Origin of the sequence: Dechloromonas sp. ZS-1, from assembly GCF_039649255.1 — a bacterium.
Taxonomy (GTDB): Bacteria; Pseudomonadota; Gammaproteobacteria; order Burkholderiales; family Rhodocyclaceae; genus Azonexus.
Map to the genome: position 1 here is coordinate 58,524 of NZ_JBDIYD010000005.1, position 13,335 is coordinate 71,858.

Consider the following 13,335-nt stretch of genomic DNA (forward strand, 5'->3'; position numbering starts at 1 on the left):
GTGTCCGTTTCATTCCCTCTTCCTTGCCTTGAGCAACTGCCGATTTTCTCATGACCCGGCGCGATTTTCGGCTGGCCGCCGCCCTTTTCTGCTCCCTGATGTTGCATGCAGCCCCGATGCTGCCGGCGCTGCTGAGCACGCCCTCATCCGGCAAAAACCCCCCTGCGCCGCCGTTGACCGTCGAACTCGCCCCGGCACGCCCGAGCAGCCCCGCACTCCGACTGGACCCACCGCCCAAGGCCGATACGGCAGCGACGGCGAAAGCCACGCCGCCCAAACCATTGCCGCCCACCAAAGTAGCAGCGCAGGGCCCCAACTGGGTTCGCCAGGTACGCGAGCACCTGCAGAAGCTCGATCAGCAAGGGCAGTTCTACCCGAGGGAATCCATTGCATTGGGCGAACAGGGCGAAGTGTTGGTTTTGTTAATTTTGAACAGCGAAGGCCAGGTCGTCGGCAGCCGCATCGAACAGGGTAGCGGCTACCCCCGTCTCGATGAGGCTGCCTTGCGTGCCGTCCGCTCATTGCGCGGATTGTCGGAGGATGCCCCCCGGGAAACACTGATTCCGGTCCGATTCCGTCTGAAATAGGGACTACGGGGAAATACCACTTTCCTTCCCTTCATAAGCGTGCAATGATGGGAAAACGACATTAATAACAAAACAGGAGAGGCCCTATGTTCGCAAATGCCACCCTACGCACACGCTTGTTCCTGATTGTGCTGGCCGCCTTCCTGGGCATGGCCATCCTCGCGGGGATCAGTGCCTACAACGCCCGTGAAGCCCTCATGGAGAGCCGCAAGGCGCTCATCAAGGCCGGTGTTCAAGGGATGTACAACGCGGTCGCCGAACTGCAAAAGCTCGAATCCGAAGGCAAACTGAGCAAGGAAGACGCCCAGCGCTTTGCCCGCGACACCCTGCGCAGCGCCCGCTACGGCGGTACCGATGGCAAAACCGAGTATTACTACGCGTGGACCATGGAAGGGGTTGGCGTTTCGCACATCAAGCGGGAGCTTGAAGGCCAGCTGATGATCGACAAGATCAAGGATGGCCAGGGCCGTTACACCATCCGGGACATCATCAGCGCCCTGAGCAGTGCCTCCGAAGCCTTTGTCGAAACCTCCTTCCCCCGCCCCGGCGGCAAGGAAGCCCTGCCCAAACTCCAGTTCGTCATGAAATTCCCGGCCTGGAACTGGCTGATCGGCACCGGCATCTACACGGACGATATCGACGCCGAATTCCGGCAGATTCTGATCCACCATCTCATCACGGCATTGGGACTGACGGTGCTGATCGCGCTGATGAGCTTTGCCATTGCCCGCAGCATCCTGCGTCAGATTGGCGGCGAACCGAGCGAAGCCGCCGCCGTGATGCAGCAGGTTGCCTCTGGCGACCTGACCGCAAAACTGCCGACCACCGTTCCGGGCAGCCTGATGGCGGCACTGGATGGCATGGTCAAATCGCTCCATGACCTGATTCATCAAGTGCGCGGGCACGCCAACACCCTGGTTCAGAATGCCGAGCAGATCAAGCATGCCTCGGACGAAGTCGCCGTCGCCGCCGAGCATCAGTCCGATGCCACCTCGGCCATGGCCGCGGCAATCGAAGAGCTCACCGTCAGCTCGAACCACATCTCCGACAGCGCCCGCGAAACCGAGCAGGATTCCCGGGATGCCATGTCCCTGGCCGATGAAGGTTCGCACCGTGTCGATCAGGCAACCCATGCCATCCAGAAGATCGCCAACACAGTCAGCGAGGCATCCAACCGCATCCGCGCCCTTGAAGAGCGCGCCAGCCAGGTGTCCACGATTGCCAACGTGATCAAGGACATTGCCGGACAAACCAATTTGCTGGCGCTGAATGCCGCCATCGAAGCCGCCCGCGCCGGCGAGCAGGGCCGCGGTTTTGCCGTCGTGGCGGACGAAGTCCGCAAGCTGGCTGAACGTACCGCCCTGGCCACGACCGAAATCGAGCAGATGATCAACGGCATCCAGACCGAAACGGTCGGCGCCGTCGATGCGATGAGTGCCGCCCTGCCGGAAGTCGAGCAAGGGGTGCATTTGGCGGGTCAGGCCTCCGAGTCCCTGCGCAGCATCGAAGCAGGTGCCACGCGCACCCTCGATCGTGTCGGCGAGGTCGCCAGCGCCACCCGCGAGCAAAGTGCAGCCAGCACCGCCATTGCACAGCGCGTTGAAGAGATTGCCCAGATGGTGGATGAAACGACTGCCACCATCCGGGGCACGGCGGAATCCGCCACGGACCTGGAGCACATTGCCCACGACCTGATGCGCCAGATCGACCGTTTCAAGGTCTGACCCTCCCTGCGCACATCCAAGGCCGGCTGATGCCGGCCTTTTTTATTGCGCTCGTGCTGCACCGAAATAGGGGAAATCCACAGCAGCAAGCCGGTACAAAGGCTGGCAAACTCGTCTATAACAAAAGTTATAAACCTGCCTTCCAACCCCGGAGGAGACCATGGCACTGTTCAATCGCATGAACATTTCGACCCGCATGCTCATCATCATGCTGCTGAGCGCCATTGGCTTCATCGCGCTGAGCACCATGGCACTGGTCGAGATCAAGACCACCATGATGGAGGACCGGAAGACCAAAATCCGGAATCTGGTCGAATACGCCCACACCCAGCTGGGCTTCTACGACACCCAGGTCAAGACAGGCAAACTCACGCTGGAACAGGCTCAGAGCCTGGCCAAGGATGCCCTGCGTGCCGCCCGTTACGACGGCAAGGAGTATTTCTGGATCAATGATTTCCACCCCACAACGCTGATGCATCCCATCAAGCCGGAGCTGGAAGGCAAGGACCAAACCGGCAACAAGGACGTAAACGGGAAGGCCTTGTATGTCGAATTTGTCAATGTCGTGCGCGCTCAGGGCGCAGGGTTCGTCGATTACTACTGGAGCAAGCCGGGTAGCGATGCCCCTGTTCCCAAGCTCTCTTACGTCAAAGGCTTCGAACCCTGGGGTTGGATCATCGGCACGGGAATCTACATCGATGATGTGGATGCAGCCTTCAAGAAGGATGCCCTGCTGCTCGGCAGCCTGTCAGCGGTCGTCCTGTTTGTCCTGATCCTGCTCGGTTATCTGGTCCGTACCAGCATCGTGCGCCAACTGGGCGGCGAACCGAATGAAGCGGCTGCCATCATGCATCAAGTGGCCGCAGGCGACCTGACGGCCAGCGTCAGCAATGCGCCTTCCGATAGCCTGCTGGGCGCACTGGACAACATGGTGCGCACCCTGCGCGGCCTGATTGGCGAAATCAACAGCGGCGCCAACCAACTGGTCGACAATGCCGAGCAGATCAAGCACGCCTCGGAAGAGGTGGCGATTGCCGCCGAACGCCAAGCCGATGCCACCTCGGCCATGGCCGCCGCCATCGAGGAACTGACGGTGAGCTCCAACCACATTTCCGACAGCGCACGCGAGACCGAACATGACTCGCACGAAGCCATGAGCCTTGCTGCACAAGGCAGCGAGCGTGTCGAAGAAGCCACCCTGGCGATCAAGAACATCGCCAGCACGGCGACCGAGGTCTCGGCCCGCATCCACGCCCTGGAGGAGCGCGCCACGCAGGTGTCATCGATTGCCAACGTGATCAAGGACATCGCCGGACAAACCAATTTGCTGGCCCTGAACGCCGCCATCGAAGCCGCCCGCGCCGGCGAACAAGGGCGTGGCTTTGCGGTGGTCGCCGATGAAGTCCGCAAGCTCGCGGAACGCACCTCGCTCGCCACCACGGAAATCGAGCAGATGATTTCCGGCATCCAGGGTGAAACGGTGGACGCCGTCAGCGCCATGAACACAGCGCTGCCCGAAGTCGAGCGCGGCGTTGAACTCGCCGCGTATGCCAGCGACTCGCTGCGCAGCATCGAAGCCGGGGCGCACCGGACGCTGGATCGGGTCGGCGAAGTGGCCAGTGCGACGCGCGAACAAAGCGCAGCCAGCACCTCGATCGCCCAACGCGTCGAGGACATTGCACAAATGGTGGATCAAACGACTGCAACCATCCGGGGAACCGCCGATTCAGCCGGTCATCTGGAAGGCATCGCCTTGAACCTGAAGCAGCAAATCAGCCGCTTCAAGATTTGATCCGCATCGCGGCGCAAGGGCGGGTACCGGCCCGCCCTGCCCTTCAGATGGCCCCGTCGGCGCGCATCCGGGCAATCTGTGCCGGCGGATAGCCCAAGGCCGCCAGCACGTGCTCCGTATGCTCGCCCAGCCCCGGGCCGATCCACTCGGTGCCGCCCGGCGTGGCGGACAATTTGGGCATGATGCCGGGCATCTTGAAGGGCTTGCCGTCCGGCAACTGTGCGGTTTCAAACATCTGGCGCGCGATGAATTGCGGGTCTGCAAACATGTCGACCGCCGAATAGACGCGCGATGCGGGCACTTCCGCCGCCTCCAGCACACGCAACACCTCGGCTTCGTCGTGCGCGCCCACCCAGGCATCGATCAGGGCGTACAGTTCGTCACGGCGCGCATCGCGCCCCGCATTGTCGGCCAGCCCGGGATCGTCGGCCAGATCGTTACGGCCCATGGCACGCATCAGGCGCAGGAAGATGGCATCGCCGTTGGCGCCGATCGTGACGTGCTTGCCGTCACGGGTCGTATGGGTGTTCGAAGGCGTGATCCCCGGCATGATGTTGCCGGTCCGTTCGCGCACGAAACCGAAGACATCGAACTCCGGCACCATCGACTCCATCATCGCGAACACGGCTTCATAAAGCGCCACATCGACTACCTGCCCGGCCCCGCCGTTCACTTCCTTGTGGCGCAGCGCCATCAGGGCGCCAATGGCCCCCCAGAGCGCGGCGATCGAGTCGCCAATCGAAATCCCGGTGCGTACCGGCGGGCGATCGGGGAAACCGGTGATGTAGCGTAACCCCCCCATCGACTCGCCGACTGCGCCGAAGCCCGGCTGATCCTTGTAAGGCCCGGTCTGGCCGAAGCCGGAAAGGCGGACCATGACCAGGCCCGGGTTGTCGGCCTTGAGTTGCTCCCAGCCCAAGCCGAGCTTTTCCAGCACGCCCGGACGGAAATTCTCGACCAGGATATCGGCCTCGGCAATCAGGCGGCGCACAAACTCACGCCCGTCCGGATGCTTGAGATTGGCCGTGACCGACTGTTTGTTGCGGGCCTGCACGTACCACCACAGGGAGGTGCCTTCATACAGCTTGCGCCACTTTCGCAGCGGGTCGCCGCCATCCGGCGACTCCACCTTGATCACCTCGGCGCCGAACTCAGCCATGATGCGGGTGCAGAACGGGCCGGCAATCAAGGTCCCCAGTTCAACGACCTTGAGCCCGGCCAGGGGTTTTTGTGTTTCGCTCATTTCAGGGTTCCCAATGTTCAACCTGCATTTTCTGCCCGAGCAGACGGTCGACCGTCGCCGCCACCTGCTGCGGCGCACCGCTGGTCGCGATGCGCACCTGGCCGCCCCCCTGCCCCTGCAACCCTGCCCCGGCCAGCAGCCGCTCCAGTTGGCGGGCCACGGCTTCACCGGTATCGAGCAGGCAGGTGCCGGGCGGCATACGGGCGGCGATGGCCTCGGCGACCCAGGGGTAATGCGTGCATCCGAGGACCACGACATCGGCCCCGGCCACGCGCAATGGCGTCACATAGGCATCCAGCAGGGCGGCCACGGTTGCACTCTCCGTGCCGGCTTCCTCGATGGCATCGGCCAACCCCGGGCAAGGCTGGGCAATCACCTGAATACCCTGGCCGTGGGCATCGACCAGACGGCGAAAACGCTCGCTCTGCAAGGTGCGCGTGGTCGCCAGGACGCCGATGACGCGACTTTGGGTCAGCGCGATCGCCGGTTTGACGCCGGGCTCCAAGGCCACGATGGGCAGATCGATGGCCGCCCGGATTGACTCTGCAGCGGCGGCCGTTGCCGTATTGCAGGCCACCACCAAAGCCTTGCAGCCGCGCTCGGCCAGGCGTTCGGCAATACGCACGCCACGCTCGCGCAGAAAGGCTTCCGGCTTCTCGCCATACGGCAGGAAACGGGTATCGGCAAAATAGAGAAAGTCCTCGTGCGGCAGGCGCGCCCGCAGTGCCTGCAGGACCGTCAGCCCCCCCAGGCCGGAATCGAAGACTGCAATCGGTTTGGCGTTCAAGAGTGTGTTTCTGCAAAAAAGAAGCCCCCTCACGGGGGGCTTCATTCAACCATAAAAGCGGCTGACTTACATGCGCTCGATCATCGCATCGCCAAACTCGGAGCAGGAAATCTCGTTCGCACCAGCCATCAGACGAGCGAAGTCGTAGGTCACCTGCTTGTCGCCGATGGCGGCTTCCATGCCCTTGATAACGAGGTCGGCGGCTTCCTTCCAGCCGAGATGACGCAGCATCATCTCAGCGGAAAGGATGAGCGAGCCCGGATTGACCTTGTCCAGCCCGGCATACTTGGGTGCCGTACCGTGGGTGGCTTCGAAACAGGCATACTTGTCCGAGATGTTGGCACCCGGCGCGATGCCGATGCCGCCCACCTGCGCGGCCAGCGCATCGGAAATGTAATCGCCGTTCAGGTTGGTGGTGGCGATCACGTCGTACTCGGCCGGGCGCAGCAGAATCTGCTGCAGGAAGGCATCGGCAATCGAGTCCTTGATGGTGATTTCACGCCCGGTCTTCGGGTTGGTGAAATGGCACCACGGGCCACCGTCGATGAGTTCGGCGCCGAACTCATCCTGGGCCAGCTTGTAAGCCATGTCACGGAAGAGACCTTCCGTGAATTTCATGATGTTGCCCTTGTGGACGATGGTCACCGACTTGCGGTCGTTGTCGATGGCGTACTGGATCGCAGCGCGCACCAGACGCTGGGTGCCCTCGACGGAGACCGGCTTGATGCCGATGCCGGAAGATTCCGGGAAGCGGATTTTCTTGACGCCCATTTCCTTCTGCAGGAAATCGATGACCTTCTTCACCTGCTCGCTGTTCGCGGCCCATTCGACACCGGCATAGATATCCTCGGTGTTCTCGCGGAAGATGACCATGTTGGTCAGTTCCGGATTCTTCAGCGGGCTCGGGACGCCCTTGAAATAACGCACCGGACGCACACACTGGTAAAGGTCCAGTTCCTGGCGCAGAGCGACGTTGAGGGAACGGATGCCGCCGCCGACCGGGGTCGTCATCGGCCCCTTGATCGAGACTGCGTATTCCTTGAGCGCATCGAAGGTTTCTTTCGGCAGCCACTCGTCCGGACCATACAGGCGGGTGGATTTTTCGCCGGCGAACACTTCCATCCAGTGAATTTTCTTCTGGCCGCCGTAGGCCTTTTCAACCGCTGCATCGATGACCTTGATCATCACCGGCGTGATGTCGATCCCGATGCCGTCCCCTTCAATGAACGGAATGATCGGATTGTTCGGGATCGGCTGACCCGGAACGATTTTCGCACCACCTTGCGGCACTTTGATGTGAGAAGTCATAGCCACACTCCATGGATTGTGATCGGGCGACGGTGATCGTCGGATAGCCCTGTCTGACAAGGACAACCCGGCCCCGGTCTCGGGGGCCAGTTCAGTGGCGAGATTATGCGGCAAAAACTTGGCGGCTGTCAGCCGAGGCGCCCAAACGAAAACGGCCCGCCGACCGCAGACGGTCGACGGGCCGCAGGGGCCGGATTTCAGGCTCAGGCAGCCAGCACAGCCTTCAGTGCCGCATTGAAGGTCGGGCTCGGACGCATGATCGCCTTGCACTTGTCGGAATCGGCCTTGTAGTAACCGCCGATGTCGGCCGGCTTGCCCTGAACGGTGGTGAACTCGGCCACGATCTGGGCTTCGTTTTCGGTCAGGGTCTTGGCCAGCGGGGCGAACTTGGCAGCCAGTTCTGCATCTTCGGTCTGGGCAGCCAGTTCCTGGGCCCAGTACATGGCCAGGTAGAACTGCGAGCCGCGGTTGTCCAGCTCACCGGTCTTCGGCGACGGGGACTTGCGGTTGTCGAGCAGCTTGCCGGTTGCGGTATCCAGGGTCTTGGCCAGCAGCTTGGCGCGCGGATTGTTTTCCTTGATGCCCAGGTCTTCCAGGGAGACGGCCAGGGCCAAGAACTCACCCAGGGAATCCCAGCGCAGGTGGTTTTCCTCGGTCAGCTGTTGCACGTGCTTCGGTGCAGAACCGCCGGCACCGGTTTCGTACATGCCGCCACCGGCCATCAGCGGAACGATGGAGAGCATCTTGGCGGACGTGCCCAGTTCCATGATCGGGAACAGGTCGGTCAGGTAGTCGCGCAGGATGTTGCCGGTCACCGAGATGGTATCCAGGCCGCGGGCAACACGCTCCAGCGTGAAGCGCATGGCGCGGACCTGCGACATGATGCGGATTTCCAGGCCGGTGGTGTCGTGATCCTTGAGGTAGGTCTCGACCTTCTTGATCAGCTCGGCTTCGTGCGGACGGTACGGGTCCAGCCAGAAGACGGCCGGCATGCCGGAGTTGCGGGCACGGGTAACGGCCAGCTTGACCCAGTCGCGGATCGGAGCGTCCTTGACCTGGCACATGCGCCAGATGTCGCCCTGCTCGACGTTCTGCGTCAGCAGCACTTCGCCGGTGTCGATATCGACGATGTTGGCGATGCCGTCTTCAGCGATTTCGAAGGTCTTGTCGTGTGAACCGTATTCCTCGGCCTTCTGGGCCATCAGACCGACGTTCGGCACGGTGCCCATGGTCTTCGGATCGAAGTTGCCATGCCACTTACAGAAGTTGATCATCTCCTGATAGATGCGGGCGAAGGTGGATTCCGGCATGACGCACTTGGAGTCGTACTGCTTGCCGTCGGCACCCCACATCTTGCCGCCCTGACGGATCATGGCCGGCATGGAGGCATCGACGATCACATCGTTCGGCGAGTGGAAGTTGGTGATGCCCTTGGCGGAATCGACCATGGCCAGCTTCGGACGGTGTTCCTGGCAGGCGTGCAGGTCGCGGATGATTTCGTCGCGCTTGGATTCCGGCAGGGTCTTGATCTTTTCGTACAGATCGACCATGCCGTTATTGACGTTGATGCCCAGTTCGCTGAACAGCGCGCCGTGCTTCTCGAAGGCTTCCTTGTAGAAGATCTTGACGCAGTGACCGAACACGATCGGGTGCGAGACCTTCATCATCGTCGCCTTGACGTGCAGGGAGAACAGGATGCCGGATTCGCGGCAATCTTCCAGTTCCTGCTCGTAGAAGTCGCACAGCGCCTTCTTGCTCATGAACATGGAGTCGATGATTTCGCCGGCCTGCAGGGCAACCTTCGGCTTCAGGACGGTGATCTTGCCGCCCTTGGCGATCAGTTCCATGCGCACGTTGCGGGCCTTGTCGAGGGTCATCGACTTTTCGCCGTGGTAGAAGTCACCGTGGTGCATGTGCGACACGTGGGTGCGCGACCACTGCTTCCACTCACCCATGGAGTGCGGGTTCTTGCGGGCGTAGTTCTTGACGGCGAGCGGTGCGCGGCGATCGGAGTTGCCTTCGCGCAGAACCGGGTTCACAGCGGAACCCAGGCACTTGCCGTAACGGGCAGCGACATCCTTCTCGGCGTCGCTGGTCGGGTTTTCCGGATAGTCGGGGATGGCGTAACCCTTGGCCTGGAGTTCCTTGATACAGGCCTTCAGCTGAGCCACGGAAGCCGAGATGTTCGGCAGCTTGATGATGTTGGCGTCCGGATCCAGGGTCTTCTTGCCCAGTTCAGCCAGCGTGTTCGGAACGCGCTGTGCTTCGGTCAGGTATTCCGGAAACTCGCCCAGCACACGGGCAGACACGGAAATATCCGCTTTTTCGATCTCGATGCCAGCCGGCCCCGTGAAAGCACGGACAACCGGAAGAAAGGCACAGGTCGCGAGCAGCGGTGCTTCGTCCGTGAGGGTGTAGATGATTTTCGACTTCTCACCTGCCATGAGTGTATCCCCTTGCGTTTGGATTGGATTATTCGGGCCTGCGGCGCCCGTTTTCTTGCACTTCGGAACAGCAAACCCCGAAGTTTGCGCCCCTATTCTTTCTCAGTCAACGAAATGACTTTTCACATTGTGATTCAAGGACATCCGCACAATCGACAAAGGCACTTGGGGTGTTAATATCGCCGCAGTTTTCGCCTCCCAACCCTCATGAAGATTTCTGTCGGCCTCTACGGCTCCAACGCACACCAGATTGCCCTGGCCATGATTCAGGGCTTCAACAAGCATTACACCCTGTTTCGCCAGACCTGCCGCGAGGCCAAGACGCGTTTCGAGCAGGGTGACTGGCTGGGCGTGCACAAGGCCGTCAAGGAACGGATCCGCTTTTACGACGACCGCGTCGATGAGTGCGTGGCGCGCCTGTGCAAGGAGTTCGATGCGGAAAACCTGGACGATGCAAGCTGGCAGCAGGTCAAGCTGCTCTACATCGGGCTCCTGCTCAACCACAAGCAACCGGAACTCGCCGAAACCTTCTTCAATTCGGTGACGACCAAGATCCTGCATCGCACCTACTTTCACAACGATTTCATCTTCGTCCGCCCGACCATCTCGACCGAGAATCTGGAAGGCGATATCGATGCGATCTATCGCAGCTATTACGTCCACGCGCACGGCCTGCGCGGTGCCATCCGGCAGATCGTGCAGGACTTTGGCTGGCAGCGCCCCTTTGCCGACCTCGAGCGCGATGTGAATTACGTGTATCACGCCATCCGCCGGCATCTGAAAGGCATGCCGACGCGCGACGTGAATTTCCAGATCCAGGTGCTGGGCGCGGCCTTCTACCGCAACAAGGCGGCCTACATCATCGGCAAGGCGATCAACGGCGCCACCGAATACCCCTTCGCCATCCCGGTCATGCATGACGAGGCCGGGCAGCTTTATCTCGACACCATCCTCCTCGACGCCTGGCGGATCGGCCTGCTCTTCTCGCTGTCTCGCGCCTATTTCATGGTCGATATGGAAGTGCCGTCGGGCTATGTGCAGTTCCTGCGCTCGATCATGCCCAACAAGCCGCGCTCCGAGATTTACATCATGCTCGGCCTGGGCAAGCAGGGGAAGACGATGTTCTTCCGCGACTTCATCTATCACCTGCACCACTCCGAAGACCAGTTCACCATGGCCCCCGGCATCCGCGGGCTGGTCATGCTGGTGTTCACCCTGCCCTCCTACCCCTACGTCTTCAAGATCATCAAGGATGTCTTTGGCAGCTCGAAGGAGATGGACCAGGCCACGGTGAAAAAGAAATTCATGCTCGTGAAGCAGGTCGACCGTGTGGGCCGCATGGCGGACACGCTGGAATTCTCCAACGTGATGTTCCCGCTCGACCGCTTCAGCGAAGAGGTGCTCGACGAGCTGCGCCAGCTGGCGCCTTCCAAGTTCGAGATCGACGGCGACCAGCTGATCATCAAGCACCTCTACATCGAGCGCCGGATGGAGCCGCTGAACATCCACATCGACCGGATGGACAAGAGCAACAACCAGGAAGGCCTGGAACACGCCATCCGCGAATACGGCAGCGCCATCCGCGAACTGGCCCAGGCCAACATTTTCCCGGGCGACATGCTCTGGAAGAACTTCGGCATCACCCGCTATGGCCGCGTCGTGTTCTATGACTACGACGAAATCGAATACATGACCGACATCCACTTTCGCAAAATCCCGCCCGCGCCGGATTTCGAAACCGAGATGTCCGGCGAAGTCTGGTATCCCGTCGCCCGCAACGACGTTTTTCCGGAGGAATTCGCCACTTTCCTGCTGGGGTCGCCACTGGTCCGCAAGCTGTTCATGAAGCACCACAAGGACCTGCTCACCCCCAAATTCTGGCAGGAAGCCCAACAAAAGATCCGCGACGGTCACGTCGAGGATTTTTTCCCGTATCCGCAGGAACTGCGCTTTCACCACAGCCCACCGGCTGCTGATTGACGCGGTCGACACCTAAAAAATAACTAAATCCCTTTTATTGCATTTTTTGGAGAACCCCCCATGCCGCTGACCATTGCGGTTGTACGAGAACGTGCTGCCGGCGAAAGCCGGGTTGCCCTCGTTCCCGAAACGGCCAAGAAATTTGCCGCCCTCGGCGCCGCGCTCCGTATCGAGCAAAGCGCAGGCGTGCAAAGCCACTTTCTGGATTCGGACTACGCCGATGTGCAGGCCGTACCGGGTATTGCCGACGCTTACGCCGGGGCCGACCTGATCCTGCGCGTCACCCCGCCCTCGCCGGAAGAAATCGCCGCGATGCCGGAAGGCGCCGTGCTCATCGGCCTGCTGAAGCCCTTTGAGAGCAAGGAACGTCTGGCCGCGCTCAATGCACGGAAGATCACCGCCTTCTCGCTCGAACTGCTGCCGCGCATTTCGCGCGCCCAGAGCATGGACGCCCTGTCCTCGCAGGGCGCCTGCTCGGGTTACCAGTGCGGCCTGATCGCCGCCGCCCGCTGCACCAAGTTCTTCCCGATGCTGACCACGGCGGCCGGCACCATCCGTCCGGCCCGCGTGCTGGTGATCGGGGCCGGCGTTGCCGGTCTGCAAGCCATCGCCACCTGCAAGCGCCTCGGCGCCATGGTCGAAGCCTATGACGTGCGTGCCGCCGCCAAGGAGCAGATCGAATCGCTCGGCGCCAAGTTCGTCGACACCGGCGTTTCTGCCGACGGCAGCGGCGGCTATGCCCGCGAACTGACCGCCGAAGAAAAGGCCCAGCAGGCGGAAAAACTGGCCAAGGCCGTGGCCGCCGCCGATGTGGTGATCACCACCGCCGCCATCCCCGGCAAGAAGGCCCCGGTCATCGTCACCAAGGACATGGTGGCGCGCATGAAGTACGGCGCCATCATCGTCGATATGGCCGCCGAATCCGGCGGCAACTGCGAGCTGACCCAGCCGGGCGAGCATGTCGTCGCCAACGATGTGAACATCCACGGCCCGCTCAACCTGCCCTCGCGCATGCCGACCCACGCCTCGGAGCTGTACGCAAAGAACCTGTACAACTTCCTGTCGCCGTGGATCAAGGACGGCCAGCTCAATATCGACTGGACCGATGAAGTCGTCGCCGGCACCGTGCTGTGCAAGGACGGCGCGACGGTCCACGCCACCGTGAAGCAGATTTTGGGAGACGCATGATGGACGGCCTGCTCGCACTTTACATTTTCATGCTCGCCGCCTTCACCGGCTACGAGATCATCGCCAAGGTCCCGGTCATCCTGCACACCCCGCTGATGTCCGGCTCCAACTTCATCCACGGCGTGGTCGTCGTCGGCGCCATGATTGCGCTCGGCAATGCCGACACCGTCGTCGAACAGGCCATCGGCTTCTTCGGCGTTGCCCTCGGCGCCGCCAACGCGGCCGGCGGTTACGTGGTGACCGAGCGCATGCTCGGCATGTTCAAGAAGAAGGAGGGCTGAA

At 61.5% G+C, this 13,335-nt stretch carries 10 protein-coding genes; 6 read left to right on the forward strand and 4 right to left on the reverse strand.

Annotated features, from left to right (window positions below; genetic code table 11):
* Positions 1-50: 50 nt before the first annotated feature.
* The 3 genes from AACO21_RS08915 to AACO21_RS08925 all read left to right on the forward strand — a co-directional run bounded on the left by AACO21_RS08915 (position 51) and on the right by AACO21_RS08925 (position 4,103).
* Complete coding sequence (locus tag AACO21_RS08915; protein ID WP_346192167.1) at positions 51-587, forward strand: energy transducer TonB; 537 nt, start codon at positions 51-53, stop codon at positions 585-587.
* An 86-nt stretch (positions 588-673) separates the two neighbouring features.
* The gene (locus tag AACO21_RS08920; protein ID WP_346192168.1) at positions 674-2,311 is read left to right on the forward strand and encodes a methyl-accepting chemotaxis protein; all 1,638 of its coding nucleotides are present in this window, start codon (positions 674-676) and stop codon (positions 2,309-2,311) included.
* A gap of 160 nt (positions 2,312-2,471) precedes the next feature.
* Positions 2,472-4,103: a methyl-accepting chemotaxis protein gene (locus AACO21_RS08925; RefSeq protein ID WP_346192169.1), complete on the forward strand. Its 1,632-nt coding sequence runs from the start codon at positions 2,472-2,474 to the stop codon at positions 4,101-4,103.
* A 43-nt stretch (positions 4,104-4,146) separates the two neighbouring features.
* On the opposite strand, the gene AACO21_RS08930 is transcribed toward AACO21_RS08925, so the two are convergent.
* From AACO21_RS08930 to AACO21_RS08945, 4 genes are all read right to left on the reverse strand, one after another.
* The gene (locus AACO21_RS08930; protein WP_346192170.1) at positions 4,147-5,346 is read right to left on the reverse strand and encodes a CaiB/BaiF CoA-transferase family protein; all 1,200 of its coding nucleotides are present in this window, start codon (positions 5,344-5,346) and stop codon (positions 4,147-4,149) included.
* A gap of 1 nt (position 5,347) precedes the next feature.
* On the reverse strand, positions 5,348-6,133 hold the full coding sequence (gene murI, locus AACO21_RS08935) for a glutamate racemase (protein WP_346192171.1): 786 nt from the start codon (positions 6,131-6,133) through the stop codon (positions 5,348-5,350).
* 66 nt (positions 6,134-6,199) lie between these two features.
* Entirely contained in the window at positions 6,200-7,441 is a 1,242-nt protein-coding gene (icd, locus tag AACO21_RS08940; RefSeq protein ID WP_346192172.1) for an NADP-dependent isocitrate dehydrogenase, read from the reverse strand.
* 203 nt (positions 7,442-7,644) lie between these two features.
* Complete coding sequence (locus AACO21_RS08945) at positions 7,645-9,885, reverse strand: NADP-dependent isocitrate dehydrogenase (RefSeq protein WP_346192173.1); 2,241 nt, start codon at positions 9,883-9,885, stop codon at positions 7,645-7,647.
* Between the two features lie 207 nt (positions 9,886-10,092).
* On the opposite strand from AACO21_RS08945, the gene aceK reads away from it, so the two are divergent.
* From aceK to AACO21_RS08960, 3 genes are read left to right on the forward strand one after another with little or no spacing between them, the layout of a single operon-like run.
* Positions 10,093-11,865: a bifunctional isocitrate dehydrogenase kinase/phosphatase gene (gene aceK / locus AACO21_RS08950; RefSeq protein WP_346192174.1), complete on the forward strand. Its 1,773-nt coding sequence runs from the start codon at positions 10,093-10,095 to the stop codon at positions 11,863-11,865.
* Positions 11,866-11,925: 60 nt separating this feature from the next.
* Positions 11,926-13,053 (forward strand): NAD(P) transhydrogenase subunit alpha, encoded by a 1,128-nt coding sequence (locus AACO21_RS08955; RefSeq protein ID WP_346192175.1) that lies wholly within the window; start codon positions 11,926-11,928, stop codon positions 13,051-13,053.
* Positions 13,053-13,334 carry an NAD(P) transhydrogenase subunit alpha gene (locus AACO21_RS08960; RefSeq protein ID WP_346192176.1) on the forward strand — a complete coding sequence of 94 codons (282 nt, stop codon included), beginning with the start codon at positions 13,053-13,055 and terminating at the stop codon, positions 13,332-13,334. The genes AACO21_RS08955 and AACO21_RS08960 overlap by 1 nt, the downstream gene beginning before the upstream one ends.
* Position 13,335 lies beyond the last annotated feature (1 nt).

Bases quoted from the DNA above. Each gene is read 5' to 3' on its own strand.
- AACO21_RS08945 (WP_346192173.1), bottom strand. From the start codon at position 9,885: ATGGCAGGTGAGAAGTCGAAAATCATCTACACCCTCACGGACGAAGCA.
- AACO21_RS08955 (WP_346192175.1), top strand. From the start codon at position 11,926: ATGCCGCTGACCATTGCGGTTGTACGAGAACGTGCTGCCGGCGAAAGC.
- AACO21_RS08915 (WP_346192167.1), top strand. From the start codon at position 51: ATGACCCGGCGCGATTTTCGGCTGGCCGCCGCCCTTTTCTGCTCCCTG.
- AACO21_RS08930 (WP_346192170.1), bottom strand. From the start codon at position 5,346: ATGAGCGAAACACAAAAACCCCTGGCCGGGCTCAAGGTCGTTGAACTG.
- AACO21_RS08960 (WP_346192176.1), top strand. From the start codon at position 13,053: ATGGACGGCCTGCTCGCACTTTACATTTTCATGCTCGCCGCCTTCACC.
- AACO21_RS08925 (WP_346192169.1), top strand. From the start codon at position 2,472: ATGGCACTGTTCAATCGCATGAACATTTCGACCCGCATGCTCATCATC.
- aceK (WP_346192174.1), top strand. From the start codon at position 10,093: ATGAAGATTTCTGTCGGCCTCTACGGCTCCAACGCACACCAGATTGCC.
- AACO21_RS08920 (WP_346192168.1), top strand. From the start codon at position 674: ATGTTCGCAAATGCCACCCTACGCACACGCTTGTTCCTGATTGTGCTG.
- icd (WP_346192172.1), bottom strand. From the start codon at position 7,441: ATGACTTCTCACATCAAAGTGCCGCAAGGTGGTGCGAAAATCGTTCCG.